The organism is Curtobacterium pusillum, from assembly GCF_007680845.1.
GTDB classification, from domain to species: domain Bacteria; phylum Actinomycetota; class Actinomycetes; order Actinomycetales; family Microbacteriaceae; genus Curtobacterium; species Curtobacterium pusillum_B.
In genome coordinates this window covers 33,630-60,177 of the sequence record NZ_VEIY01000006.1, presented here as the reverse complement: position 1 = coordinate 60,177, position 26,548 = coordinate 33,630, and the positions used below count along the sequence as shown (strand labels likewise).

21 protein-coding genes are annotated in these 26,548 nt (G+C 72.0%); 8 read left to right on the top strand and 13 right to left on the bottom strand.

What is annotated here, in order from left to right:
• Nucleotides 1-119: 119 nt before the first annotated feature.
• A complete protein-coding gene (locus FS825_RS13490; RefSeq protein ID WP_186377244.1) occupies nucleotides 120-701 on the top strand; it encodes a TetR/AcrR family transcriptional regulator in 582 nt (193 codons plus the stop codon).
• Nucleotides 702-801: 100 nt separating this feature from the next.
• Here FS825_RS13490 and FS825_RS13485 read toward each other — a convergent pair whose 3' ends face one another.
• The 8 genes from FS825_RS13485 to FS825_RS13450 form a co-directional block, all read right to left on the bottom strand.
• Entirely contained in the window at nucleotides 802-2,778 is a 1,977-nt protein-coding gene (locus FS825_RS13485) for a S53 family peptidase (protein ID WP_260981183.1), read from the bottom strand.
• Between the two features lie 202 nt (nucleotides 2,779-2,980).
• A complete protein-coding gene (locus FS825_RS13480; protein WP_144713869.1) occupies nucleotides 2,981-3,553 on the bottom strand; it encodes a type 1 periplasmic-binding domain-containing protein in 573 nt (190 codons plus the stop codon).
• 10 nt (nucleotides 3,554-3,563) lie between these two features.
• A complete protein-coding gene (locus FS825_RS13475) occupies nucleotides 3,564-4,952 on the bottom strand; it encodes an MFS transporter (protein ID WP_144713867.1) in 1,389 nt (462 codons plus the stop codon).
• An 80-nt stretch (nucleotides 4,953-5,032) separates the two neighbouring features.
• Nucleotides 5,033-6,178 (bottom strand): cystathionine gamma-synthase, encoded by a 1,146-nt coding sequence (locus FS825_RS13470; protein WP_144713865.1) that lies wholly within the window; start codon nucleotides 6,176-6,178, stop codon nucleotides 5,033-5,035.
• A 14-nt stretch (nucleotides 6,179-6,192) separates the two neighbouring features.
• Nucleotides 6,193-7,557, bottom strand: a complete 1,365-nt coding sequence (locus FS825_RS13465) for a cystathionine beta-synthase (RefSeq protein ID WP_144713864.1) — start codon at nucleotides 7,555-7,557, stop codon at nucleotides 6,193-6,195.
• Between the two features lie 10 nt (nucleotides 7,558-7,567).
• Nucleotides 7,568-9,001: a mechanosensitive ion channel domain-containing protein gene (locus tag FS825_RS13460; protein ID WP_186377243.1), complete on the bottom strand. Its 1,434-nt coding sequence runs from the start codon at nucleotides 8,999-9,001 to the stop codon at nucleotides 7,568-7,570.
• Complete coding sequence (locus FS825_RS13455; protein ID WP_144713860.1) at nucleotides 8,998-11,190, bottom strand: adenylate/guanylate cyclase domain-containing protein; 2,193 nt, start codon at nucleotides 11,188-11,190, stop codon at nucleotides 8,998-9,000. Before FS825_RS13455 ends, FS825_RS13460 begins: the two co-directional genes overlap by 4 nt.
• 112 nt (nucleotides 11,191-11,302) lie before the next feature.
• Nucleotides 11,303-13,192 (bottom strand): ABC transporter ATP-binding protein, encoded by a 1,890-nt coding sequence (locus FS825_RS13450; protein ID WP_144714203.1) that lies wholly within the window; start codon nucleotides 13,190-13,192, stop codon nucleotides 11,303-11,305.
• A 137-nt stretch (nucleotides 13,193-13,329) separates the two neighbouring features.
• Between FS825_RS13450 and FS825_RS13445 the strand changes: the two genes are divergently transcribed.
• Together FS825_RS13445 and FS825_RS13440 are read left to right on the top strand one after the other, a co-directional pair.
• On the top strand, nucleotides 13,330-14,754 hold the full coding sequence (locus FS825_RS13445) for an amino acid permease (RefSeq protein ID WP_144713858.1): 1,425 nt from the start codon (nucleotides 13,330-13,332) through the stop codon (nucleotides 14,752-14,754).
• A 202-nt stretch (nucleotides 14,755-14,956) separates the two neighbouring features.
• Nucleotides 14,957-15,877, top strand: a complete 921-nt coding sequence (locus tag FS825_RS13440) for a hypothetical protein (RefSeq protein WP_144713856.1) — start codon at nucleotides 14,957-14,959, stop codon at nucleotides 15,875-15,877.
• A 181-nt stretch (nucleotides 15,878-16,058) separates the two neighbouring features.
• Here the strand turns inward: FS825_RS13440 and rplL are convergent, their stop codons facing one another.
• From rplL to FS825_RS13420, 4 genes are all read right to left on the bottom strand, one after another.
• A complete protein-coding gene (gene rplL, locus FS825_RS13435; RefSeq protein ID WP_144713855.1) occupies nucleotides 16,059-16,442 on the bottom strand; it encodes a 50S ribosomal protein L7/L12 in 384 nt (127 codons plus the stop codon).
• A 51-nt stretch (nucleotides 16,443-16,493) separates the two neighbouring features.
• A complete protein-coding gene (gene rplJ / locus FS825_RS13430) occupies nucleotides 16,494-17,009 on the bottom strand; it encodes a 50S ribosomal protein L10 (RefSeq protein ID WP_144713853.1) in 516 nt (171 codons plus the stop codon).
• A gap of 364 nt (nucleotides 17,010-17,373) precedes the next feature.
• Nucleotides 17,374-18,960: a sensor histidine kinase gene (locus tag FS825_RS13425; protein WP_144713851.1), complete on the bottom strand. Its 1,587-nt coding sequence runs from the start codon at nucleotides 18,958-18,960 to the stop codon at nucleotides 17,374-17,376.
• A 10-nt stretch (nucleotides 18,961-18,970) separates the two neighbouring features.
• Nucleotides 18,971-19,759 (bottom strand): response regulator transcription factor, encoded by a 789-nt coding sequence (locus FS825_RS13420; RefSeq protein ID WP_144713848.1) that lies wholly within the window; start codon nucleotides 19,757-19,759, stop codon nucleotides 18,971-18,973.
• A gap of 57 nt (nucleotides 19,760-19,816) precedes the next feature.
• Between FS825_RS13420 and FS825_RS13415 the strand changes: the two genes are divergently transcribed.
• The 5 genes from FS825_RS13415 to FS825_RS13395 all read left to right on the top strand — a co-directional run bounded on the left by FS825_RS13415 (nucleotide 19,817) and on the right by FS825_RS13395 (nucleotide 25,404).
• Nucleotides 19,817-20,854, top strand: a complete 1,038-nt coding sequence (locus tag FS825_RS13415) for an acyl-CoA dehydrogenase family protein (protein WP_144713846.1) — start codon at nucleotides 19,817-19,819, stop codon at nucleotides 20,852-20,854.
• Nucleotides 20,851-22,209: a PIG-L family deacetylase gene (locus FS825_RS13410; protein ID WP_260981179.1), complete on the top strand. Its 1,359-nt coding sequence runs from the start codon at nucleotides 20,851-20,853 to the stop codon at nucleotides 22,207-22,209. The genes FS825_RS13415 and FS825_RS13410 overlap by 4 nt, the downstream gene beginning before the upstream one ends.
• A complete protein-coding gene (locus tag FS825_RS13405; protein ID WP_260981178.1) occupies nucleotides 22,206-22,934 on the top strand; it encodes a glycosyltransferase family 2 protein in 729 nt (242 codons plus the stop codon). Before FS825_RS13410 ends, FS825_RS13405 begins: the two co-directional genes overlap by 4 nt.
• 128 nt (nucleotides 22,935-23,062) lie before the next feature.
• Complete coding sequence (locus FS825_RS13400; protein WP_144713840.1) at nucleotides 23,063-24,589, top strand: ABC transporter permease; 1,527 nt, start codon at nucleotides 23,063-23,065, stop codon at nucleotides 24,587-24,589.
• 83 nt (nucleotides 24,590-24,672) lie between these two features.
• Nucleotides 24,673-25,404, top strand: a complete 732-nt coding sequence (locus FS825_RS13395; RefSeq protein ID WP_260981177.1) for an ABC transporter ATP-binding protein — start codon at nucleotides 24,673-24,675, stop codon at nucleotides 25,402-25,404.
• 133 nt (nucleotides 25,405-25,537) lie between these two features.
• Here the strand turns inward: FS825_RS13395 and FS825_RS13390 are convergent, their stop codons facing one another.
• Nucleotides 25,538-26,470 carry a TolB family protein gene (locus FS825_RS13390; RefSeq protein ID WP_144713839.1) on the bottom strand — a complete coding sequence of 311 codons (933 nt, stop codon included), beginning with the start codon at nucleotides 26,468-26,470 and terminating at the stop codon, nucleotides 25,538-25,540.
• Between the last annotated feature and the right edge of the window lie 78 nt (nucleotides 26,471-26,548).

Sequence of the window (26,548 nt, the reverse complement as noted above, 5' to 3'; positions counted from 1 at the left end):
TCTCCCGCGTGTTGCCGCGTTCGCCGACCCTCCTGGACGCGGTGCATGCGGTACCGTCGGACTGCTCGGCTCCCGTGACCGCGTTGCCGGGCGGGACCGGATCAGAAGGGGGTGGCGTCATGGTGGATGCCCGGATCCTGCACACGACCGCTGCGCTGCGTGAGGCGATCCTGCGCCTCGCCGCCGTCCGCCCGGTGTCCGAGATCACCGTGGCCGACGTCACCAGGGCCGCCGGCATCAACCGCGCGACGTTCTACTCCCACGCCGTCTCGCCCGGGTCGCTCCTCGCCGACGTGCTCACCCCGGAGCTCGACCGCATCCGCGAGGACGACGCCGACGCCCGACGCGCAGCGGCAGCCGCCGGCGCCGGTGCCGCTGAACTCGCGGCGATCACCCGACGGGGCATCAATGCCGTCGTCGAACACGTCGTCGCACACCGTGACATCTACGGCAAGGCGCTCCCGGACCCGAACGACGGCTCGTTGCACCGCCTGCTCGTCGAGCACTTCACGGTGTCGAGCGCGCAGCACATCCGGTCGCTCGACGCGGAGGACCGCCCCGACCTGTTGGACGACGTCGCCGCGGGCTTCGTCGCGCAGGGGTTCGTCGGCGCGATCGAGGCGTGGCTCGCGGGGCCCCGACGGTCCCGCAAGGCGCTGGTCGACACGATCGTGCTGTCGTTCCCGTCCTGGTGGCGCTGACCGAAAGCGACGACGCGACGCGCGGGCGCGACGCGACCAGCCGACCGACAGGAGGCGCGGTGCCAGCCGGCACCGCGCCTCCCGTCCGTGTCGTGGCCGCCTACCGGCGCGCCACCTGCGTCATCCCGGTGAAGGACACCGCCCCGAGCCCCGTCACGTCGTCGTAGCCGACGGCCGTGGTGAGGGACGTGTCGTGGTCGAGCGTCACGAGGTAGTCCTTGCCGGACGTGGCGCTCGTGTACGCCAGCGCGATCGGCGACCGCGGCGGCTTCACGTCGCTGAACGCCCCGGGCACCGCACGGTACGTCGCGTACAGCGTCGGGTTCGCGAACCCGAGCCGGGTGTGCGTCGACTGCTGCACGAGCGCGGAGAGCGCCGCCGTGATCGGGGACGCCAGCGAGGTGCCGCCGTACGTCTCGTTCTCGAACGGACCCACCGCGAGGGTGCTGTCATCCGTGATCGGTCGGATCCCGATCGAGAACCCGGTGTAGGGGTCCGCGAGCGCCGCGAGGTCGGGCGAAACGCGCTGGCCGCCGGCGAGCGACGCCGGGACGACGCCCTTCTGGTACGCCGGCTGCGCGAAGAGCGTGCTGCGACCGCCACCCGCTCCCCCGGCGACGAGTCCACCGGGCAGCGGCGTCGAGTAGACGTTCCCGCGGTCGCTGCTGACGATTTGGTCGAGCACGTCGCCCCACCCGGTCTCGAACGTCTTGCGACCGTCCTTCCCGATGCCGAGGCTCGTGCCGCCCACCGAGGTCACCCACGGGCTGGACGCCGGGAAGTCCGGCTGCGCGCTGCCGAGCGAGGCCGACTCGTCGCCGTTGTCCCCGCTCGAGAAGTACAGGCCGATGCCCTCGCCGGCGGCCTGGATGTGCAGGTTCTCCTGGCCGCGGATGCTCGACAGCGGGACGTTCTCGCCGACGTCGCCGTAGCTGTTGCTGACGATGGTCGCCAGGCCCTGGTCGAGGATCTTCGACATCGCGACGTCGAGGCCGCCGCCGCAGTTCGTGCCACCGACGTAGAGGATCTTCGCCGACGGGGCGACCGCGTGCACGGACTGGACGTCGAGCGTCTCCTCGCCCTGCCACCCGCTCGGCTGCTGGCAGAGCGCCTGGTCGGTGAACTGCGACGTCGACGGGATCCGCTGCTGGAACGTGGCGCTCGTCAGGGCGGGCTCACCGTTCTGCGCCGAGTAGCTGTCGGTGTCGTGGATGATGGTCGGCGAGGCGTAGGCGTCGATGATCGCCACCGTCTGCCCCTGACCCTGCACGCCCTGGCGGGCGAGCGTGTCCACCCCGTAGGCGGAGCGGATCTGCTTCGGGACGTAGCCGCACGCGAACGTGTCGACGGTCGTCTTCCCGTAGGCCGCGGGGACGGTCGCGGTGTGCTGCCCGTCGTACTGCGAGCACTGGGCGTCGATCCCGGTCGCGCCGGTGGCCTGCTGCTGCAGGCTGTGGGTCGGCGTCGACGAGGCGGGGGTCTCGCCCTGCTGGACGAGCTCGGGGTGCGTCAGGAGCCGACCCTGGTCGACGCTCACGCCGCTGACGAGGCCGGCGATCGAGGCCGGGAGGGTGGGTGCGCTCGACGGGGCGACGAGCGTCCGACCGGCGTGCCGGTAGCGGTGCAGCGAGGTCCCGAGGACCGCGTTCACGACCGAGGCGGGGCCGCGGAACACGACGAACTCGTGGCTCGCGGGCACCGCGGTGATGGTCAGTCCCTGGGCCCGGAGGAACCCGGTCACCTGGTCGGCGTCGGCCTTCGTGGGCGCGAACTCCTTGATCCACGCCGCCGGGGTCAGCGGCTTCCGGTAGCGGGCGTTCCCGGGGGTGGAGACGGCCGTGGCGAGTGCCTCCGCGCCGCGCTGGTCCTGGAGCGGGAGGTACACCTCGCCCTCGACGTCGGTGTCCGCCGCGACCGTGCCGGCGTCGTCCGCGGTGGTGGCCCACGCGGGGGTGGAGTCCGGGAGGACGTGGCGGGTCGCCGCGTCGGCCGGACCCGCGGCGAAGAGCACGGCTCCGATCGTGCACGCGGCGGTGGTCAGGGCGATGGCTGTGGTGCGGGATCGGCGACGGTGCACTTGGGGTCCTCTCGGAGGCTGCGGTGAGCCGACTGTAATGAGCGAGGGGAACGCCCGGACAGTCGGTGGTTCCACCGACGAACCATGTCACCCGTTCGAGGGGCGACCCTGTCGCTCCCCTCAGCCGACCGACCGCGTGGTTGCTGGGGCACCTGTCGTCCGGCTGGACGCCGGCCCTGAACCCGCGCGGGGCTCTTGCGGGTCAGTCGCCGGTGGGCTTCTCGCCGCGCTGCAGCGACTCGACCACAGCGGTGGCGCGCGCGGCCGTCGCGGCGTCCGAGTCCATCCCCTGCACCCGGTAGTCCGCCGAGACGCCGTCGCCGCCGGTCCCCGACGCCGGCAGCGGGTCCCCCAGGGCGACGATGACCACGCCGGCGTCGTGCGCGACCTGGATCTCACCGGTCAGGGCGGACGGGTCCGCTGCCTCGACGAGGATCGCCTTCGCGCCGGCACGGACGAGGGCTCGGAGGGCGGTCCGCTGGTCGGTCGCCGGGTCGCTCGCGCCAGCGACCCGCACGTCGGGCCGGAAGCCCGCGGCGGTGAGGTCGTCGTGGAGGCGGTCCGACAGAGCGACCCCGCCGGACGTCGTCCCGGGGGTGGCCGCAGCGTGCAGCAGGACGACCCCGACCACGGCGTGCTGGTCGAACCCGCCGTCCGAACTCGTCAGGTCGGTGCTCTGGACCGGCGTCGGCGCAGCGGTGGTCGTGCCCTGGCACCCGGTCAGGGTGAGGGCGGCGCCGAGGACGGCGGCAGCGGCGACGATGCGGAGGAGCACGGCTGCCACGCTACCCGCCCGCCGGTGCGGCCGACGGCCCGGGAACCGGCCCGAGACGTCGGACGGCGGCGATCGCGAGCACCGCGATCACCGTCATGGCGCCGAACACGAGCGGGAACGCGGCCGGGGCGTCGGCGCCGCCCGTGCCGGTGAAGAGCAGCCCGGTGACGGCGAGTCCGATCACGCTGCCGGAGGCGTCCGCGATCGTCAGGGCCGAGCTGGCGAACCCGTCGTCGCCCTCGCCGGAGAACCGGAGCGTCAGCATCGACGTCCTCGGGTACGCCACGCCCATGCCCGCGCCGCCGACGAACCACCCGACGACGAGCAGCCACCACGGCAGCCCGAACGACGCCACGGCGAGCGCGGTGAGCAGGCTGACGAGCACGAGCGCGAGGCCCGCCCCGAAGGCCCGCGCCGCGCTCAGGCGCTGCTCGCCGAGTCGACCGTGCACCCAGCTCGACCCCGCCCAGCTCAGCGCCCCGACCGTCAGGGCGAGTCCGGCGGCCGAGGCGGACAGGCCGTCCTCCGCCTGCAGCAGGTACGGCACGTACGCCTCGGCGCCGAAGAACGAGGCGGCGAGGAGCCCGCGGAGCAGGACCACCGACGGCAGCCCGGGGGCCGCACGGAACGTCCCGACGGGCAGCAGCGGACGGAGGGCGGACCACGCCCCGACGAGTCCGACGACGATGGCGGCCACCTGCGCCCAGGTGCCGAGGTCGGGCGCGACGTTGAGCAGCAGGATCGCCACGGCGGCGGCCACCGACCAGCCGATCCGGGAGCGCTGCCAGGGCGGCCGGAGCTCGGGAGCCGGCGGGTGCAGCCGCCCGAGGGTCGGCACGAGCACGGCGAAGGCCCCCACGGCGATCACCAGCGCCCCGGCGAACACCCAGTGCCAGTCCCAGACGTCCGTCACGATGCCGGCGAGTGCCGGTCCGACGAGCGCCGGCACCACCCACGCCGCCGCGAACCCGGCGAACACCGGTCCGTGCAGCTGGGCGGGGAAGAGCCGGGCGACGAGCACGTAGAGGACGACGTCGATCGCACCGGCGCCGAACCCCTCGACGAGCCGACCGGCGAGGAACACCTCCATCGAGGTGGCGGTCATCACCACGGCCGTGCCGACGGCGAAGAAGCCGGCGGACACCCACGCCACGACCCGACCACCGGCCCGGTCGGTCCAGTTGCCGGCGAGGACCATGCCGGGGACGCCCGCGGCCAGCGGTGCGGCGAAGGCCAGGGCGTACAGCGTCTCGCCGTCGAGGTCGCGGCTGATCTCCGGCATGATCGTCGTCATCGCGAGGTTCTGGAACGCCGCCACGGCGACGATCGCTACCATGCCGACGGTGGCGAGCGCGTACCGACCGCTGAACAGACTGGTCGCCTTCGCCGCGGTGCTCACCCGGCCATGCTACGGACCGGGAGGCGCGGTGCGGGCCCGCACCGCGCCTCCCGTCCGACGCCCCGCACGGTCGACCGCCCTCAGCGGTCGAGCGCCTGCAGCACGTCCGCGACGAGGTCGCCGGCGTCCTCGATGCCGACGGACAGTCGGACCACGTTCTCCGGGACCGCGAGCTCGGTGCCCTTGACCGACGCGTGGGTCATCTCGCTCGGGTACCCGATGAGCGACTCCACGCCGCCGAGCGACTCGGCGAGCGCGAACACCTCGGTCGACTCCGCGAACCGCTTCGCAGCCGGTGCGCCGCCGGACAGCGCGACCGAGAGCATGCCGCCGAAGCCACGCATCTGGCGGGCTGCGACCTCGTGTCCGGGGTGGTCGGTGAGGCCCGGGTAGTAGACGCGCTCGACACCGGGGGCGGCGACGAGCGCCTCGGCCACGGCCTGCGCGTTCTGCGAGTGCCGCTCCATCCGGACCGCGAGCGTCTTGATGCCGCGGGTGGTCAGGAACGCGTCGAACGGCGACGAGATCGCGCCGGCGCCGAACTGCAGGAACTGCACCTTCGCCGCGAGCTCCTCGTCCGCGAGCACCACGGCGCCGCCGACGACGTCCGAGTGGCCGCCGAGGTACTTCGTCGTCGAGTACACGACGACGTCGGCGCCGAGCGACAGCGGCTGCTGGAGGTACGGCGACGCGAAGGTGTTGTCGACGACGACGACCGCACCGGATTCGTGGCCGATGGCGGCGAGGGCGGCGATGTCCGCGATCTTCATGAGCGGGTTCGTCGGCGTCTCGACCCAGAGCAGGGTCTGCGCGGGAGCGCCCTCGAGCGCGGTCCGGACCTGGTCGGTGTCGCTCATGTCGACCACGACCAGCTCGACGCCCCACGGCACGTGCAGCCGGTTCACGAGGCGGTGCGTGCCGCCGTACACGTCGTTGCCCATCACGACCCGCCCGCCGGGGGCGAGGGCCGCACGGAGCAGGGCGTCCTCGGCGGCGAGCCCGGACGCGAACGAGTACGCCGCGACGCCGCCGTCGAGGTCGGCGAGGAGCGTCTGCAGCGAGTCGCGCGTCGGGTTGCCGCCGCGGGAGTACTCGTAGCCGTTCCGCATGTTCCCGACGCCGTCCTGGACGTAGGTCGAGGTGACGTGGATGGGCGGGATGACGGCACCGGTCGTGCCGTCGGGGTCCTGGCCGGCGTGGACGGCGCGGGTGCTGAACTCGGTCATGCTGCGGGGATCCCTTACTCGGACAGGTAGGTGAGGAGGTCGTGGCGGGTGAGGACGGTGACGGGCTTGCCGTCCTCCACCACGAGGAGCGCGTCGACGGTCTCGAGCGCACGGCGGGCGGACGACACCGACTCGCCGACGCCGATGAGCGGCAGCGGGTCGCCGACGAACCCCGTCAGCGCGTCCGCCATCTTCGCGGCACCGGTGAAGACCAGCTCGAGCAGCGCCTTCTCCTCCACCGCGCCGACGACCTCGCCGATGACGACGGGCGGTTCGGCGCTGAGCACCGGCATCTGCGAGACGCCGTACTTCGTCATGATGTCGACGACCTCCCGCACGGTGTCCGCGGGGTGGGCGTGCACGAGGTCCGGGAGGCGACCGTCCTTGCCCGCGATGAGCGAGCCGACGGTGCGCTCGTCGTCCGTCTCGGCGAACCCGTAGGAGCGCATCCACCGGTCGTTGAAGATCTTGCCGAGGTACCCGCGGCCGCCGTCCGGCAGGAGGACCACGACGACGTCGTCCTCGGTGAGGTCGCGGGCGGCCCGGAGCGCGGCGACGACGGCCATGCCGCTCGACCCACCGACGAGGAGGCCTTCCTCACGGGCGAGCCGACGGGTCATCGCGAACGAGTCGGCGTCCGACACGGCGATGATCTCGTCCGGCACGTCGGCGTCGTAGGCGCCCGGCCAGAAGTCCTCGCCCACGCCCTCCACCAGGTACGGACGGCCGGTGCCGCCCGAGTACACCGAGCCCTCGGGGTCGGCGCCGACGATCCGGACGCGTCCGTCCGAGGCCTCCTTGAGGAAGCGACCGGTGCCCGAGATCGTGCCGCCGGTCCCGACGCCCGCGACGAAGTGGGTGATGCGCTGCTCCGTGTCGCGCCAGATCTCCGGCCCGGTGGTCTCGTAGTGGCTGCGCGGGCCGTTCGGGTTCGCGTACTGGTTCGGCTTGTAGGCGCCCGGGATCTCGCGGACGAGGCGGTCGGACACCGAGTAGTAGGACTCCGGGTGCTCCGGCGGCACCGCGGTCGGCGTGACCACGATCTCGGCGCCGTACGCCGTGAGGACGTTCCGCTTGTCCTCGCCGACCTTGTCCGGCAGCACGAAGACGCACCGGTACCCGCGCTGCTGGGCGACGAGCGCGAGCCCGACACCGGTGTTGCCGGAGGTCGGCTCGACGATCGTGCCGCCGGGTCCGAGTTCACCGGAGGCTTCGGCCGCGTCGAGGATCCTCGTCGCGATCCGGTCCTTCGCGGAGCCGCCGGGGTTGAAGTACTCGACCTTGACCAGCACGGTCGCACGCACCCCCTCGGTCACCCGGTTGAGCTTGACGAGCGGGGTGTCGCCGACGAGGTCGACCACGGAGTTCGCGTAACGCACGCGTCCGAGTCTAGGCGGCGGACACCCGGCGCTGCTGGGACTCGACGTGCGCGGACACCGCCGCGGACACCTCCTGCCGCCGCCGGTCGATCACCTCGCCCATGTCCCGGGCGAGCACGGGGCTGCTCCGGACGATCTGGTCGAGCGCGGTGGCGGGGACGACCAGCACCGCGACCTCGGTGCGCGCGACCGCGGTGGTGAGCAGGGCCTCCCGGGTCAGCGCCGTCTGCCCGAGGTAGTCGCCGGCCTCGACGCGGGACGCCGGCAGCTCGGCGTCCTCGAACGGCACCCGGAGGTCCACGCTCCCGGACAGGACGAACCGGACCGCGTCGGGCACGGTCCCCGCCGTCACGATCGTCTCGCCGGACGCGTACCGCTCGAGGCGGACGAGCGGTGCCAGTGCGGCCCCGTCGTCGCCGGTGAGGTGCAGGGTCGGTGCGATCGAGGCAAGGGCGGCGTCGCGGCGCTCGTCGGTCACGAAGTCGTCGGTGGTGTCGCCGTCCAGGCCGACGCCGGCTCGACGCGCGGCGTACCAGAGCCACATCCGGAGCTGGGCGAGGGCGTCCGCCTCCTGGGACGGCCCCCGCACCTCGAAGGACAGCCGGTAGCCGGCTCCCCCGGTCGGCACGGCCACCGGCTGCGTGCCGGGGAAGCGCTGCGGCAGCCGTGCCGCGACCCGCTGCAGGAGCGCCACCACGGCCGCCGGCGGGTCGTCCGTCGTGAACGTGAGGTCCGTCGTGACCGGGAACGTGCCTCCCGTCCGACTGAGGTTGGTGAACGACGCCCCCGCCAGCGACGAGTTCGGCACGATGAGGATCCCGGCACCCGTGTCGATGTGCACCGACCGCCAGTTGACCTCGACGACCCGGCCCCGCACGCCGCCGGCGTCCAACCAGTCGCCGAGCCGGAACGGCTGCTCGAAGAGCAGGAACAGGCCGGCGATGACCGGACCGACGGCGGACTGCAGCGCGAGACCGATGACGAGCGAACCGACGCCGAGTGCGGTGAAGATCCCGCCGACGTCCGCGCCCCACACGATCTTGAACACCAGCGCGAGCCCGAGGGCGATGAGCACGATCCGGGCGATGTCCACGAAGATCGACGGGATCTTCTCGCGCCACGACCCCTTCCGGGCGTTCGTGAACAGGACGATGTTCACGCCGTTGAGCACGAACACGATGACGAGGAACCCGAGCACCGTGCCGATGATCTGGTTCACCACCGGCTTCCCGGGGTCGACCGCGTCGGTGACCTGCACGGACAGGACGAGGATCGCGATGATCGGCACGACGGCGTTCCGGAGGAGGCCCACCACCTTGTGCAGCGGGTTCGCGCGGCGTTCCAGAGCGGACTGCAGCTCCGTGAGCACGAGCAGCACGACGGGCAGCCCGACGATCACGCTGATCGCCGGCCAGAACCACGGCTGCTGCCAGAACGCGGTCACGCGAGGGCCCCGCCGCTCCGCTCGAGCTTCCACACGCGCTGCGGGCCCGCCTGGGTCGCCACCTCGCCGGCCTCCCGCACGCCCGCGCGGTCGCCCAGTTTGTCGACCACCCGCTGGGTCGCGTACACGCCGGGCGTCGGCGCGATGCCCTGCACCCGGTACGCCAGGCTCACCGCGTCGCCCCACATGTCGTAGACGATGCTCGAGCGCCCGACCAGCCCGCTCGTGACCTGCCCGGTGTCGATGCCGGCGCGGAGGCCGAGTCGCGCGCCGTGCTGGGCGTTGAAGCGGTCGAGGACGCCCTGTGCCTCCTCCGCCCAGTCGACCACCCGGCGGACGTTGTCCACGCGGGGCACGTTGAGTCCGCAACTGGCGAGGTAGCCGCTCCGGGTCGTCCGCACCCGCTCGACGCCGTGCCGGCCGGCCGCCTCGTCGAGGGAGCGCCAGACGTCGTTGACGAGTGCCAGGGACTCCTCGGCGGTGAGGCCGGCCGCGAACTCGTCGAAGCCGGTGATGTCCGCGTAGACGACGGCGACGTCCTGGTGGTCCGCCGCGATGGTCTCGTCGCCCTGCTTGTAGCGCCGGGCGACCTCCTCCGGCATGAGGGTCAGCAGCAGGGTGTCGTTCTGCCGCCGCTGCTCGTCGAGGAGGTCCTGCTTCACCTGGAGGCTGCGGCTCATGTCGTTGAACGCGAGGCCGAGGTCGCCGATCTCGTCGCCCGCCTTCGTGTCGACCTCCACCCCGAGCTCTCCCGAGCTCACCCGGTTCACCGCGGTCTGCAGCCGTCGGATCGGGCGGACGAACACCTGTGCGAGCAGCAGGGACAGCAGGCACACCAGGACGATGATGCCGACCAGCGCGAGCCCGATGTTCCGCGCGAAGTCGTTCACTGGGGCGAAGGCCTCGGACGTGTCCATCTGGGCGACCACGACCCACCGGAGGCCGTCGACCTCGAGCGGGGCGTACGCGGACAGGACCTCCTTCCCGCGGTAGTCCGTCGAGATCAGCGTCCCGGTCTTCCCCTGCAGCGCGCGCGTCACCGGGCCGGTGTTGACCGCCTGCAGGAGCACCGAGCCCTTCACGGCGACCTCCCGCTTCGCCGTCGAGGGAGCCGTCCCGGCGGCGACGACGTCCCGCTGGTACTGCTTCGGGTGTTCGATCAGCTGCCGCGGGTAGGACCGCATCAGGTGGTCGGCGCCCACCAGGTACGACTCCCCGGTGTCGCCGAGGCCGTCGCCCTGCCACTGCTCGTTGCCTGTCATCACCTGGTTGACGAGGTCGATCGGCACCTGCACCGCCATCACGCCGATGACCTTGCCGCCGTCACCCACCGGGGACATCACCCACAGGGTCGGGACGTTGAGGCTCGGCACGTAGCGCTGGAAGTCGGTCACCACGAAGTCGTCCGCGCTCGTCAGCTGCAGGGCCTGCTGGTACCCGGACGCCAGGTTCGAGTCGCGGTACGGCCCGTCGTCGAGGTTCGTCCCGAGGTCGGCTCCCGCGTACGCCGAGTAGACGACGTCACCGTCGGTGTCCATGAGGAGCAGGTCCTCGTACCCGGCGGACTCCACCGCCTGCCGGAAGTACGGCTGGTACTCGGCGTGCGCCTTCGACCAGGCGCTGCCGTCGCCGGCGTCGTCCTGCTGGATCGCCTTGTCGTAGTCGGTGAAGGGCGCCGTGTACCGCGCCTGCAGGTAGGCCTGCGGGTCCGCGGTGGGGGCGAACTGGTCCGGGTTCGCGCTCCCGCCGCTGCGGGCGTCGAGCTGCGGCACGAACGTGTCGCGGTACCAGCCCTCCACCGTCGTGTGGTCCGCGGACGACACCGGACGGGACTGGAGGTCGTTCCAACCGGCCTCGAGGTCCTTCGTCGCGCCGATCACGCTCTCGTTCCGGGTCTGCGCGACGACCGTCTGGGTGAACTGCGAGAACGACCGCTTCAGCTCGGTGATCCGGGACTCGCGCAGGGAGGTCACCTGGTTGAACGCCGCGTCCTGCAGGGAGCTCCGGCCGTTGAGGTACCCGACGACCCCCACGACGAGCGCGGCCACGATGCTCACGGCGAGGAGCATCACCAGCAGCTTCGACTGGATGTCGAACGAGCCCCTGGCCAGGAACCCCCGGACCCTGCCCCGTCGCCTCGCGGTGTCGCCGGGCTGGACGGGCTCGGGCGTCGGTGGGACAGCTGTCACTTCGAACTCCGCTCGGGCAGTTCCGGCACGGTCACGATCGCGTTGCCCGTCCAGGGCTACCACGCGGGTCGTGCTCGTGTCCGGACCGTTGCGCAGCCGTGACACGCGCCCGTCAGCTGCCGAGCGCGCCTGCCGGGGCGTTCTGCTGGTGGTGCAGGGAGGCGTAGACACCCTCGGACGCCAGGAGCTCGTCGTGCGTGCCCTGCTCCACGATCTGCCCGTGGTCGAGCACGAAGATGACGTCGGCGTCCCGGATGGTGGACAGCCGGTGCGCGATCGAGATCGTGGTCCGTCCGGCCGCCGCGTTGTCGAGGGCCGTCTGGACCACCCGCTCCGAGATCGAGTCGAGCGCGCTCGTCGCCTCGTCGAGGACGAGCACCGGCGGGTCCTTGAGCAGCACCCGGGCGATCGCGATCCGCTGCTTCTCGCCGCCGGAGAGGCGGTACCCGCGCTCCCCCACCACGGTGTCGTACCCGTCGGGGAACGACGCGATCGTCTCGTGGATGTTCGCCGCGCGGGCCGCACGCTCGAGCTCCGCGTCGGTGGCGTCGGGCTTCGCGTACCGGAGGTTCTCGCCGATCGTCGCGTGGAAGAGGTAGGTCTCCTGGCTGACGATCCCGACGTTCTTCATGAGGTCTTCGTGGACGATGTCGCGGACGTCCTGCCCGGCGAACCGCACCGAGCCCGCGGTCGCCTCGTACAGCCGCGGGACGAGGTACGACACCGTCGTCTTGCCCGCGCCGGACGGACCGACGAACGCGGCGAACTGCCCGGGCTGCAGCTCGAAGGACACCCCGCGGAGGGTCGGCTTGTCCTGCTCGCCGTCCGGGTAGGCGAAGGTCACGTCGTCGAACGCCACGTGCCCGACCCGGGACGCGTCGACGGGTCGGGCGGTCGGCGAGTCGGTGATCGCTGGCTTGAGGTCGAGGTACTCGAAGATGCGCGCGAAGAGCGCGCCGGAGGTCTGCAGGTCGAGGACGACGCGCAACAGCCCGACGGTCGGGAAGAGCAGCCGGGACTGCACGGTCGTGAACGCCACGATCGTGCCGGCGGTGATGGGGACGTCGCCGATGATGAGGTACGCGGCGACGACGTAGATGATGGCCGGGATGATCGACAGGAAGATCTGCACGATCGCGAAGAACCACTGGCCGGACATCTGCTGGCGCACCTGCAGCCGGATCTGGTTCCGGTTCTCGTCGCCGTACCGCTGGGTCTCGCTGCGCTGCTGGTTGAAGCTCTTCGCGAGCAGGATGCCCGACACGCTCAAGGCTTCCTGCGTGATGGCGGTCATGTCGGACAGGGATTCCTGCGTCTGCGCGGCGATCTTGGCGCGGACCTGGCCCACCCGTCGCTGGGCGATCACGAGCAGGGGCAGCAGGACCACCGCGACCAGGGTCATCTGCCAGCTGAGCAGCAGCATCGCGACGACCGCGGCGATGACCGTCACGGTGTTGCCGAGCACCGACGAGATCGTGTTGTTGAGGACGCTCGCGACGCCGCCCACGTCGTTCTGCAGTCGGGACTGGATGACGCCGGTCTTCGTGCGCGTGAAGAACGCGAGCTCCATGCGCTGCAGGTGCCCGAACAGCCGCATCCGCATCGAGCCCATGACCTTGTTGCCCACCGTGGCGGTGAGGTAGGTCTGCCACACGCCGACCCCGGCGCTCGCGATCCACAGCCCGACCATGGAGCCGACAAGGAGGTACAGCACCGGCAGGTTCGGGCCACCGCCGTCCTTCGGGAACAGCCCCTCGTCGAACGCCCGCTGGGTGAGGAGTGGCGGGATGACCGAGATCGCCGCGCCGACGAGGACCAGCACGACCGTCAGGAGGATCGCGTTCCGGTGCGGGACGAACAACCCGGAGATGCGCCGGAGGAGGTGCGGGATCTTCGGCGCCTCGGCGTTCGCGGCCTTCTGCGCCTCGAAGTCGCCGCTCGAGATCCGGCCACCGCCGCGGCCGCCGCCACCGCCGCCGCCGCGCATCCCGCCGCCGTGCATGCTCACGGCGCGTCAGTCCTGTCCATGCTGCAAACCTATCCCCGGGCCCGGACATCGGCGGCCTCCGGCGCATTTGACCCCGTTCAGGGGGCATGCCACCATTTCCCGTCCCCCGTCCCCGCACCACTCGAGGTCCCATGACGTCCGCGTCCACCCGCCCAACGTCCCTCCGCGCACAGCTCGCACGCCGCAAGCCGATCGAGCAGCTCCAGGCCGAGGCGTCGGCAGGGGTGGACGGCGAACCGCTCCGCCGGTCGCTCGGCGTCTGGCACCTCACGATGATCAGCGTCGGCGCCACCCTCGGCACCGGCATCCTCGTGGTGCTCGGCACGGCCGTCCCGCTCGCCGGGCCGGCGGTGTGGATCTCCTTCGTGGTCGCGGGGGTCGCGGCGCTGCTCTCGGCGCTGTCCTACGCGGAGATGGCGGGTGCGGTGCCGACGTCGGGCTCGAGCTACTCGTACACCTACGCGACCATGGGCGAGGGCATCGCCTGGGTCTGCGGCTGGTGCCTCGTCCTCGAGTACGCCGTCTCCGTCGCGGCCGTCGCGGTCGGCGCGAGCGAGTACGTCGACGAGACGCTCGGGGTGTTCGGGCTGCACCTGCCCGCGGCACTGTCCGCGCCTCCGGGCGACGGTGGCGTGGTCAACCTGCCGGCCGCGGTCCTGGTGCTGCTCGCCACGGCGATCCTGCTGCCCGGTGCCCGTGAGAGCGCCTGGGTGAACACGGTCATGGTCCTCGTGAAGATCGCCCTGCTCGTGTTCTTCGTCATCGTGGCGTTCTCGGCGTTCCGGTCGCAGCACTTCGAGCCCCTCGCGCCGATGGGCGCCGCCGGCGTGACTGCGGCCGCGTCCCGACTGTTCTTCTCGTACATCGGGTTCGACGCGGCGTCCACCGCGGGCGAGGAGGCGAAGAACCCCCGCCGTGACCTCCCCCGCGCCATCATCGGGTCGATCGCCCTCATCACGGTGCTGTACATCCTCGTCGCGATCGCGGCCATCGGCGCCCGGCCGTGGACGTCGTTCTCGTCGACCGAGGCCTCCCTCGTCCGCATCGTCGTGGACGTCACCGGGCAGCCGGTCGTGGCGCTCGTGTTCTCGGTCGGCGCGGTCGTCGCGATCGCCAGTGTCGTGCTCACCGTGCTCTACGGCCAGACCCGGATCCTGCTGACGATGGCCAGGGACGGTCTCGTGCCGAAGGTGTTCGGCCGCGTGTCGCGCCGCACCGGGACCCCGATCGCGAACACGCTCATCATCGGGCTCGTGGTCACCGTCGTCGCCGCGCTCGTGCCCCTCGGTGAACTCGCGGACGCGACGAGCATCGGCACGCTCGTGGCGTTCGCCCTCGTCAACGTGTCCGTGATCGTGCTCCGTCGCCGCCAGCCCGCGCTCGAGCGGTCGTACCGCGTCCCGCTGTTCCCCGTCGTGCCGATCCTCGGCGCGCTCTGCTGCGTGCTGCTCGCGGTGTTCCTCGGCATCGGGACCTGGATCGCCTTCGGCATCTGGATGGTCGCCGGCGCCGTGCTCTACCTGGCCTACGGCCGCCGCCACAGCACCCTGCGCTGAGCGCGCGCGGCGCTGCGCGCACCAGGCCCCGAGACTCGGGCTGGGCGACAGTTCTCGGAACACAACGCACGAGGACCGTCGCTCAGCCCGAGTCTCGCAACGACCCCGGCGAGACTCGTCCCCAGCCGCCAGGCGCGACGATCGCTCCACAGTTCCAACGCAGCCGCTCCTGCGGCGTTTCGGTGTCGACGATCCTGTGGCGATGACGACCGAACCAGTTCGACTCCTCCGCGCCACCGATCTCGACCGGGCAACCGCGCGTTCACTCCAGCGCCGGCACGCCGCCGGTGCGCTCGTCCGCGTCACCGATGGGGTCTACGTCGAAGCCGAGACCTGGCGAGACCTGCAACCGGGCGCGCGGCACCTCCTCGTCGCCCGCGCCCTGGCACCACGGATCCGTGAGACCGCGGCCTTCTCACACCAGACGGCTGCGCTCGTGAAGGGCTGGCCGATGGTCGGGAGCCACCCGGAGATGGTCCACGTGACGGACGGGGCGACAGCCCGTACCGAGCACCGGGCGCACCTCGTGCGACACGCTGGTGTCCCGGAGACGAGCGGCTCCGAGGCGACGTTCGCTGGCGTTCGCGTCACGAGCACGCTCCGCACCGCGATCGATCTCGCCACTTCGCTCGAGCCAGCGGTGGCCGCGGTTGCCATCGATCACGCTGTGAGGACCGGGGCGCTGACGGTGGAGGCGTTCTCGGCTGCACTCCCTGTCGGGCCGCGGCGAGGGTCGGTTCGATCGCGCAAGGTCGCGGATGCACTCGACCCCCTGCACGAGTCGGCTGGCGAGTCGTACACGGCGGTCCGGATGGTCGAACTCGGGCTCCCGATCCCGGTCGCCCAACACCAGTTCCGCCATGCGAACGGCAACGTCGATCGCGTGGACTTCTGGTTCGAGGAATTAGGGGTGATCGTCGAGTTCGACGGGCGGCAGAAGTACGCCGATCGCGACATGCTCGATGGGCGGAGTGCTGGTGACGCGGTCTGGCACGAGAAGGTCAGGGAGGATCGCCTGCGGTCGTTGCCGCAGGTTCGAACCGTCGTCCGACCGACGTGGTGGCACCTCGTCGACCCTGACCGGCTCCGAGCCCTCTTTCGTCAGCACCGAGTGCTGTTCTGAGCTCCGAGTCTCAGAGCTGCCTCGTCGAGACTCAGCCTCAGCGACCGATCTCGGCGTCCTCGCCGCAAGAAGTGTCGCTCAGACCGAGTCTCGGCGCCCCGGCGCCCGCCGCGGCCCCGCGCACGACGAAGGCCGCCGCCCCCGGAGGGACAGCGGCCTTCGCGACCGGAACGGTCAGTACTTACGCAACCTCGACGGTGGCGCCGGCGGCCTCGAGGGCCTCCTTCGCCTTGTCGGCGGCTTCCTTGTTCGCACCCTCGAGGATCTTCGCGTCGGGGGTCTCGACGAGCGCCTTGGCCTCGCCCAGGCCGAGCGACGTGAGGCCACGGACCTCCTTGATGACCTGGATCTTCTTGTCACCGGCGGACTTGAGGATGACGTCGAACTCGGTCTTCTCCTCGACCTCCTCGGCGGGGGCAGCAGCGCCACCGGCCGCGGCGACCGCGACGGGGGCAGCAGCGGTGACCTCGAAGACCTCTTCGAACTTCTTCACGAAGTCCGAGAGCTCGATGAGCGTGAGCTCCTTGAAGGCCTCGATGAGCTCGTCCTGCGAAAGCTTCGCCATGATTTTCTCCTACTACTAGCTAGTACGTGTGGTTGATGAACGCGTGCCTGGTCAGGCCGCGGACTCCTGCTTCTCGCGGAGGGCGTCCACAGTGCGGACGGCCTGCGAGAGGGGTGCCTGGAACAGGTACGCAGCACCGAACAGCGAGGCCTTGAAGGCGCCGGCGAGCTTGCCGAGCAGGACTTCACGGGACTCGAGGTCAGCGAGCTTGTCCACCTCGGTCGCGGAGAGCGGGTTACCGTCGAAGTAACCACCCTTCACCACGAGCTGAGGGTTCGCCTTGGCGAATGCACGCAGCGACTTCGCGACGGCGACGGTGTCGCCGTGGACGAAGGCGAGAGCGGACGGACCGGCGAGCTCGTCGTCGAACGACGAGATGCCGGCGTTGTTCGCCGCGATCTTGGTCAGCGTGTTCTTCACCACGGCGTACGTGGCGTGCTCACGGATCGTGTTGCGGAGCTCCTTGAGCTGCGCGACCGTGAGACCGCGGTACTCGGTGAGCAGAACGGCGTTCGAGCTACGGAAGGACTCCGTGAGCTCGGCGACCGCAGCTTCCTTGTTCGCCATGGTTCTCCTTGGGGGTCTTGCCGGCTAGCCCCAGGTCGCCACCACATGAAAAAAGCTCCGGCGCAGAGGCTCGGAGCTGCTCCCCCGCGAACGGAAGGAGTGGTTCGGAACACCTGCGCGGGCTGCCTCATGAGTGAGGACCTTCGGTTCCCGTGCACGCACGCGAACGACCGGCGGTCTTTGGCTTCGAGAACTGTACCAGACGCGGTGGGCCTCACCAAACGGCGGACTGGAGGCTCGGCGCGGCTCCGCCCCGCGCCTCCAGTCCCGGAACGCGCGCGATTATGCCCCGCCACGTGCGATGGAAAGCGGAATCGGGCGTACCTGGCCGAACGATTTGGCAGGCTACGCCCGATTACGCACGCTACGCCCGGTTCGGCACGTCGGACCAGGTGTCGGCAGGGTCCGCGGGCGGCTCCGCCGGCGCGGACGGGGCCGGCGCGGCGCCCGGCGCAGGCGCGGCGCCCGGCGCGCCCGGCACGGCCGCGGCCGCGCCGCCCGCCGCAGCCGGCTGCTCCGCCGGCAAGTGCACCGTGAACACGGTGTCCCCCGGCTCGCTCGTCACCTCGACCGACCCGCCGTGCGCCTGCACGACCGCGTCGACGATCGCCAACCCGAGCCCCGTCGACCCCGCGGTCCGGGACCGCGAGCTGTCGGCCCGGGCGAACCGTTCGAACAGCTTCGGCAGGAACTCCGGGTCGATCCCCTGCCCCGTGTCCCGCACGGTCAGGTCGACACCGGACCCGGAAGCCGCCGGAGCGATCCCCACGGTGATCCGGGTGCCGTCCGGCGTGTGGGTCCTGGCGTTGGTGACGAGGTTCACGATGACCTGGTGCAACCGCGCGGCATCGCCGACGACGACCACTGGAGAGTCGGGCACGTCGACGTCGATGGGGTGCTCGGGCGACGCGGCGTGGGCGTCGTTCACGGCGTCGAACACCAGCCCGGTGAGGTCGACGTCGTCGAACTGGATCTCGCGGCCCTCGTCGAGGCGGGCGAGGAGCAGCAGGTCCTCGACCATCGACGTCATCCGGATCGACTCGGACTCGATCCGGCTCATCGCGTACACGACGTCCTTCGGCAGGTCGCCGCCCATGCGGCGGGTGAGCTCGGCGTACCCGCGGACGGACGCGAGCGGCGTCCGGAGCTCGTGCGACGCGTCGGCGACGAACTGGCGGACCTTCTGCTCCGACCGCTCCCGGGCCTGCATGGCTCCGGCGATGTGCCCGAGCATCCGGTTGAACGCACTGCCGACCCGGCCGACCTCGGTCCGAGGATCGGTGTCGGGCACCCGGACGTCCTGCAGCGCGTCGCTCCGTTCGAGCGGCATCCGCGCGACGGTCGAGGCGGTCTCGGCGACGCGTTCGAGCGGGCGGAGCGACCGCCGCACGACGACGGCGGCGACCACGGACGCGGCCACGAGGGCGGCGGCGACGACGATGATGACGACGAGCAGCAGTGACCGGACGCTGTCGTACACCGGGGACATCGGGAGTCCGACGACGAGCACGGCGTTGCCGAGCACGGGGTTGTCCACCTGCACGGCTGCGACGCGGTAGCGACCGATGCCGCCGCCGAGGTCCATGGTGGTCGGGGCGACACCGACCTTGACCTCACCGAGGCGCTGCAGCTGGGTGCTCGTGAGCTGGGCGCGCGAGCTGTCCTCCTGCAGGACGATGCCGCCCGCGCCGCCGCCGGTCACGTAGTAGGCGGTGAGCGTTCCCGCCGCCTGACCGAGGGGCTGCAGCAGGTCGTCGCTCGGACGGCCGCCCTGCTGCCCGTCGCCCTGGCCGAACTTGGTCGAGGCGCGGGCCGTCGCCTTCTGCAGCTGCGCGTCGATCGCGCCGGTCTGGATGGACGCGAGCGCGATGATGCTGCCCGCGCCGATCACCGCACTGACGGCGACGACGAGGGCGACGATGCTCAGGACGAGCCGGCGCCGGAGCGTCACAGGAGGCCCCTCACGAGGTGGGCTTGATGACGTACCCGACTCCGCGCACCGTGTGGATCATCGGGGTCTCACCGGCGTCGATCTTCTTGCGCAGGTAGGAGATGTAGATCTCGACGACGCTGGACTTGCCACCGAAGTCGTACGACCACACGCGGTCCAGGATCTGCGCCTTGGACAGCACGCGGCGCGGGTTTCGCATGAGGAAGCGGAGGAGTTCGAACTCGGTGGCCGTCAGCTCGATCGGACGTCCGGCACGGGAGACCTCGTAGGACTCCTCGTCGAGCAGGAGGTCGCCCACGACGATGCGCGAGTCCCCGGCCTCGGAGATCGAGATCTGCGAGCGGCGGATGAGCCCGCGGAGCCTGGCGACCACTTCCTCCAGCGAGAACGGCTTCGTGACGTAGTCGTCGCCGCCCGCGGTGAGCCCGGTGACGCGGTCCTCGACGGAGTCCTTCGCGGTGAGGAACAGCACCGGGGTGTCGTCGTTGTTCTGCCGGAGACGGCTCAGCACCTGCAGCCCGTCGAGGTCCGGCATCATGACGTCGAGCACCATGGCGTCCGGCTTCCACTCCCGCGCGGTCGTCAGCGCGTCCTGCCCGCCGTTGGCGCTCTTGACGTCCCAGCCCTCGTAGCGGAGCGCCATGGACAGGAGGTCGGTCAGGCTGGCCTCGTCGTCGACGACGAGGATGCGCAACGGGGTTCCGTCGGCACGAGTGAGGCGCGGGGCTGCTGCAGGCTGGGAGATGGTCACGTCTTCGAGTATCGAGAGATTCCTATGAGCCGTCTGTGGAGCGCCCATCGGCGCTCTGTGGATCAGCCCGCGCACATCGGACATCGACTCCGTACATTCAATTGCATGCTGCAATCCACGGCCTGGCCCGCCTCCGCGCGAACCGTCGACACCGCTCGGATCGAGGCGACGGCCGGGAGGCACGGGTCGTCCCCCGCGGACCGGCTCGCGGTCGCCGAGTGGGTCGCCACCACCGCCCCGCCGCTGTCCCGAGGGACCGCCGGATCGCTCTTCGCCACCCTCGCCGCCGTCGCGGCGGCGGACGTCGCGACCGCCCGCACGGTGGAGCCGCACCTCGACGCGCTCGGCATCCTCGCGCAGGCGGGCGTCCCGGTCCCCGCGGGGTCGACCTGGGGCGTGTTCGCCGCCGAGGCACCCGGCCTCCGACTCACCGCGACGGGATCCGGCGACCGTGTCGTGCTCGACGGCACGAAGCCGTGGTGCTCGCTGGCGTCGACGTTGTCGCACGCGCTCGTCACCGCGCACGTCGGGGACGGCCGCCAGCTGTTCGCGGTCGACCTCCGACAGCCCGGGGTCACCACGCACGACGAGGCCTGGGTGGCACGGGGCATGCCGGACGTGCCGAGCGGTCCGGTGGACTTCGCCGGGGTCGCCGCTGCACCCGTCGGCGGTCCCGGGTGGTACCTGGAGCGGCCGGGGTTCGCGTGGGGCGGGATCGGCGTCGCCGCGTGCTGGTGGGGCGGTGCGGTCGGACTCGGGCGGGTGCTCCGCGGCGTCGCCGAGACGCGCCCGGACTCCGAGCTGCTGCGGGCCGCGCTCGGCGCCACGGTGGTCGACCTCGCCGATGCCGAGGACGCCCTCGCCGGCGCCGCCGCGCGCATCGACGACCCCGAACCGGGGCGCGACGAACCGGACTGGTCCCTGCTCGCGCAGATCGTCCGCTCCCGGGTCCGCCGCGCGGTCGACGCCGTGCGGGCCCGGGTCGTCGGGGCGATCGGACCGGCTCCGCTGACCTCGGACCCCGCCGTGGCCCCACGGGTCGCCGACCTCGAGCTCTACGTCCTGCAGGACCACGGCGACCGCGACCTGGCGCGCATCGGCAGCAAGGTCCTCACCGGCGCCCGCGGGGGTGTCGCGTGGTGACGTTCGACCACCGGGAGCCGGGCACCGACCCGGCCGCCTGGGCCCGGTCCACCGCCGCCCGCTCCGCCGCACCGGTGTCCCTCGATCGTGTCGGCTCGGTGGTCGTCGTCGCGCCGCACCCGGACGACGAGACCCTCGGCGCCGGTGGGCTGATCGCCTCGGCGGCCGACGCCGGGGTGCCGGTGCACGTGCTGCTGGTCACCCGCGGGGAGCTGTCCCATCCGGACTCGCCGACCACCACCCCCGAGCAGCTCGCCGCGATCCGCGACCGGGAGTTTCGCGCCGCGCTCCGGACGCTGCACCCCACGGCGAACGCCACCGTCCTCGACGTCCCGGACGGCGGGCTGCGCGAACACCCCGGGGTCCTGCGGGACGCACTCGCCGGACAGCTCGGGAACGGCACCGGACGGACCCTCGTCGTCGCACCGTGGCGCGGCGACGGACACCGGGACCACCGTGTCGCGGGCGAGGTCGTCGAGGAGGTCGTCGCCGCGTCGACCGGCGTCGAGCTGCTCGCGTACCCGATCTGGGCGTGGCACTGGGACACACCGGAGTCCTCCGCGATGCCGTGGGACCGTGCCCGGTCGCTCCGCCTGGCTCCTGCGCTCCTGGACCGGAAGCGCGCCGCCCTCGACGCGTACCCGTCGCAGACCCAGGCGCTCTCGCCGGCACCGGGTGACGAGCCGATCGTCGACGACCGGCACGCGGCGCACCACCTCGGGCCGACCGAGTGGTTCTTCGCGGTGGGTCCCGAACCGTCGTCCCGCTCCCGGGAGTCCTTCGACGCGCACTACGAGCGGAAGCCGGAGGGGTGGGACTTCGAGGGCTCCTGGTACGAGCGACGGAAGCGTGCCGTGACGATGGCCGCACTCCCCCGCGAGCGCTACCGCTCCGCGCTCGAGCTCGGCTGCGCGACCGGGGTCCTCACGGCGGCGATCACCGAGCGTGCCGACGCCGTCCTCGGCACCGACATCTCGGCAGCACCCCTGGAGCGTGCACGGCTCCGTGCTCCGGCAGCGCGATTCGTGCAGGCCGCGCTGCCGGAGGAGTGGCCGGCCGGCCGGTGGGACCTCGTCGTCATGTCGGAGGTCGGCTACTACCTCTCGCCGGCGGACCTCGACGCGACGATCGACCGGGTGCTGGCCTCCCTCGACGACGACGGTGTCCTGGTCGCCTGCCACTGGCGGCACCCCGACGACGAGGCGGTCTCGGACGGCGACACCGTGGACACACGGCTCGCCGAGCGGTGGCCGCGTCCGGCCCTCGTCCGGCACGTCGAGGAGGACTTCGTGCTGAGCGTGTTCCCCGGGCCCGACGTGCTGTCGGTCGCGACGGCCGAGGGCCTTGTCCGGTGACCCGGCCCGCACGGCTGGACGTCGTGGTGCCCGCGCACGACGAGGAGGACGCGATCGCACCGTGCCTGCTCGCGATCGCCGACGCGGTGCGGACGCTGGGGCGCGCGCACCCGGACGTCGAGGTGGCCGTCACGATCGTCCTCGACGGCTGCACGGACCGGACCGCCGCGGTCCTCCGCGCAGCCGCCACCGCCGACCCGCTCTGGGGCACGGTCCGGCTCGCCGTCATCGAGACCGAGCGGCTCGGCGTCGGACGGGCCCGGGCAGTCGGCACCGCTGCGGCCCTCGCGGACGGCCCCGTGCCGAGCGAGCGGTGGCTCGCGCACACCGATGCCGACTCCCGGGTCGACCGCGGGTGGCTCGTGCAGCAGGTCGAGGCCCACGACGCCGGCGCGCACGTGCTCGTCGGCGCGGTCGTGCCGGATCCGGACGACCTCGAGCCGGTGGTGCTCGCCCGGTGGGAGCAGGCCCATCCACCCGGCTCGACGCTCGGTCACGTGCACGGCGCGAACCTCGGCGTGCGTGGCGACGTCTCCCTCGCGCTCGGCGGCTTCGACCCCGTCCCCGAGCACGAGGACGTCCGGCTGGTGGAGCGTGCCCGCGCCCTCGGGTTCGACGTCCGTGCCACGACGGAGCTGCCGGTGGTGACGAGCGGCCGCTTCGACGGTCGGACGCCCGGCGGGTACGCCGAGCACCTGCGCCGCACCTACGGCGACGCGAGCTGAGGGTCCCTTAGGCACCTCATAGGGACGGACAGTGCCGCCCATAAGCAGGCTGCCTAGGTTCTCCCCGTCGGCCCCGCCGTGCGCTCTGCGCGGCCGGTGACCCCCGCCGGCCACCACCGAGGAGAACCATGTTCCTGACCTACCTCAGGCGCGAACTCACGAACCGCAAGAAGCAGACCGTCATCATCGCGATCGGCATGGCGCTCGCCATCGCACTCGTGGTCATCGTGTCCTCGATCGCGGGCGGCGTGAAGGCCGCGCAGGCGAGCGTGCTGCAGTCCGTGTACGGCGTCGGCACCGACATCACCGTCTCGAAGACGGAGACGCCGACCGGATCGAGCACCGGCCGGCCGAGCTTCGACTTCGGCAGCCAGAGCGGCTCCGGCAGCAGCAGCAGCGGGTCGACCGACCTGTCGCAGTCGCGGCTCGCGGTCACCCGCGGCACGAGCACCCTCACGACGGCGAACGTCAAGACGGTCGCGGGCACGACCGGCGTCAAGGCCGCGACCGGTGTCCTGACCCTCGAGAACAGCACGTTCTCCGGCCAGGTCCAGCAGCAGTCCGGCAGCGACAGCAGCAGCACGTCCACCCAGCAGGGCCCGCCGAGCGGTGGCACCGAGGGCAGCGGCGGCGGCTTCGGCGGCGGTTCGTTCAGCGTCGACTCGTTCACGGTGACCGGCATCCCGGTCTCCGGCGACACCGTCGGTCCGCTGACCAGCACCGAGCTCACGAAGGGCCGCACCTTCACCTCCGCCGACTCCGGCAAGGACGTCGTCGTGCTCGACGCGAGCTACGCGAAGAGCGAGTCGAAGGCCGTCGGGGACACCCTGTCGATCGGCGGCAAGGACTTCACCGTCATCGGGATCGTCTCGTCGACGGGTTCGTCGTCCACCACCGGCTCGAACACCTACATCCCGCTCGACACCGCGCAGACGCTCTCCGACAACGCCGGCAAGGTCTCGTCGATCTACGTGTCCGCCGAGTCCTCGTCCGACGTGTCGACCATCAAGGCGGCGCTGCAGAAGAAGCTCACCAGCGCGACCGTCTCCACCGAGTCCGACCTCGCCTCGAGCGTGTCCGGTTCGCTGAGCACCGCGTCGAGCCTCGTCTCGAACCTCGGCAAGTGGCTGTCGATCGTCGTGCTCGCCGCGGCGTTCCTCATCGCGATCCTCTTCACGATCTCCGGCGTCACCCGCCGCACGCGTGAGTTCGGCACGCTCAAGGCCATCGGCTGGTCGAACGGTCGCATCACCCGGCAGGTCGCGGGCGAGTCCCTCGTGCAGGGGCTCATCGGCGGCGTGATCGGTGCCGCCGCGGGCCTCATCGGCATCCTCGTCGTCAACGTCATCTCCCCCACCATCTCGGCGAGCGCGACGAGCTCGACGAACCGCGGCGGCACGGGCGGCTTCCCCGGTGGCGCGGCGACGGCAGCGGCCGGGTCCGGCACCACCGGCGGCGCCCCCGCCGGCGGGTTCGGCGGCGGCGGCGCGAGCACCGCGTCCACGACCGACGTCGTCCTGCACGCCCCGGTCACCGTCGAGGTGATCCTCCTCGCGATCGGGCTCGCGATCCTCGGCGGGCTCATCGCCGGCGCCCTCGGCGGATGGCGCGCGAGCCGTCTCCGCCCGGCCGAGGCACTCCGGAGCGTGGCCTGATGCCCGGCCCGGCCACCGGCACCACGCCCGTCGTCCCCGCGGGCGACGCGACCACCCCGAACACGCGAGCAGAAGGAGCACCCGTGACCAGCACCGAGACCGCGCCGTCCCAGGCGGACGCGAACCGCGCCTCCCGTCCGATCTACCGTCTGCAGAACGTCAGCAAGACGTACAAGCAGAAGAACCGGACCGTCACCGCCCTGACGAACGTCGACCTGACGATCCCGCAGGGGCAGCTCGTCGCGGTGCAGGGGCCGACCGGCGGCGGGAAGTCGACGCTGCTGCAGATGCTCGGCGCGCTCGACCGGCCGAGCGCGGGGAGCGTGCTCCTCGGTGACCAGGACGTGGCGAAGCTCGGCGACGGGGCGCTCACGAACCTGCGCGCCACGGAGATCGGCTTCGTGTTCCAGAGCTTCAACCTCATCCCGACGTTGACCGCCCTGGAGAACGTCGAGACCGCGTTCGCCGGGTCGCTCGCGAACCGGTCCCGCGCCGAGATCCGCTCCCGGGCGACCGACGCGCTGCAGGAGGTCGGGCTCGGCGAGCGGCTCGACCACCTGCCAGCCGAGCTGTCCGGTGGCCAGCAGCAGCGTGTGGCGATCGCGCGGGCACTGGTGAAGAACCCGAGCGTGCTGCTCGCGGACGAGCCGACCGGTGCCCTCGACGAGGCGACCCGTGACGAGATCATGGGCCTCATCGAGAAGCAGTGGAAGGAGCGCGGGCTCACCGTGGTCATCGTCACGCACGACTCGTGGGTGGCGAAGCGGGCCGAGCGCCGGCTGCACATCAAGCAGGGCCAGGTGCGCGAGCTCTAGCCCGCCGCCCCCGCCCCGCCTCTGCCCTCCCCCGGAACCAGGTTCCGGACACAGCACCGCGTCACCGCGCGGTGCTGTGTCCGTCCCGCGGTGTCGAGCGACCACCGCACCGAGCGACCACCGCACCGAGCGACTACCGCACGGGGTAGTCGCAGTACGCGAACCACGACGAGTCCGGCGCCCACGGCGGCACGTTGACCGTCCCCTGGCCGCCGTCCAGCGCCACGAGGGTCTCCGGCACGACAGCGATCCGAGCACCCCGCACGAGGGCACCCGGCAGCAGCCGGAGCTCCACCCGGTGGTCCGCGGGGTGCCCCTGCACGCCGGGCTCGTACGACAGGTAGAGCAGGTGCGCGCCGTCCGGCGACAGGTGCGGGAACCAGTTCACCCGGTCGTCCGCGCTGATCCGCACCGGGTCGGCGTGCCCCGGCCAGACCGTGGCGAGCTGCGCCGTCCCGGGGGTGAACCGCTCGGTGGTGAACAGCCAGATGCCGCCGACGGGCGTGATCGCGCACCCGTCGTCCGGGTGCTCGTCGCGGGTGACGAACGTCGGTTCGCCCGTCGCCGGGTCGACGCTCGCGACGTCGGTCGTCCACACGCCGGCCTCGGAGCGCTCCCCCACGATCGCCGCCAGCGCGCTGCCGTCCGGTGCGATCCCGTGCAGGTAGAACTTCCGGAACACCGGCAGCACCGATGCCGCGTCCGTGATCCGCCACGGTGCCCCGCCGGACAGCGGCACCCGGTAGAGGTCCCCGTCGCGACCGCTCACCACGACCGAGGTCCCCGACGGGTCGACAACGTGGTCGTTGTTGATCTCCGGCACCCCGGGCATCGGGATCCGCTCGAGCGCGGTCTCGTCGAGGACCGCGCCGGTGCCCGGCAGCCGCAACCGCCAGAGGTCGCCGTCGGCGTTGACGACGAGCGTGGTCGGGTCGAGGACGTTCGGGGCCTCGACGAGCACGGTGGACGACTCGAACACGACCCGACCCTCGCGGGCCGCCAGGTCGTACACGTGCACCCTGCTGCTCTGTCCGGGCAGCAGCTGCCGCCCGCGCGTCTCGCTCATGCGCTCATCCTGCCGGGTGGCGGTCCGCGCCGCGCGCGCCGCCCCGGACGGACAGGAGGCGCGGTGCGGGACCAACCC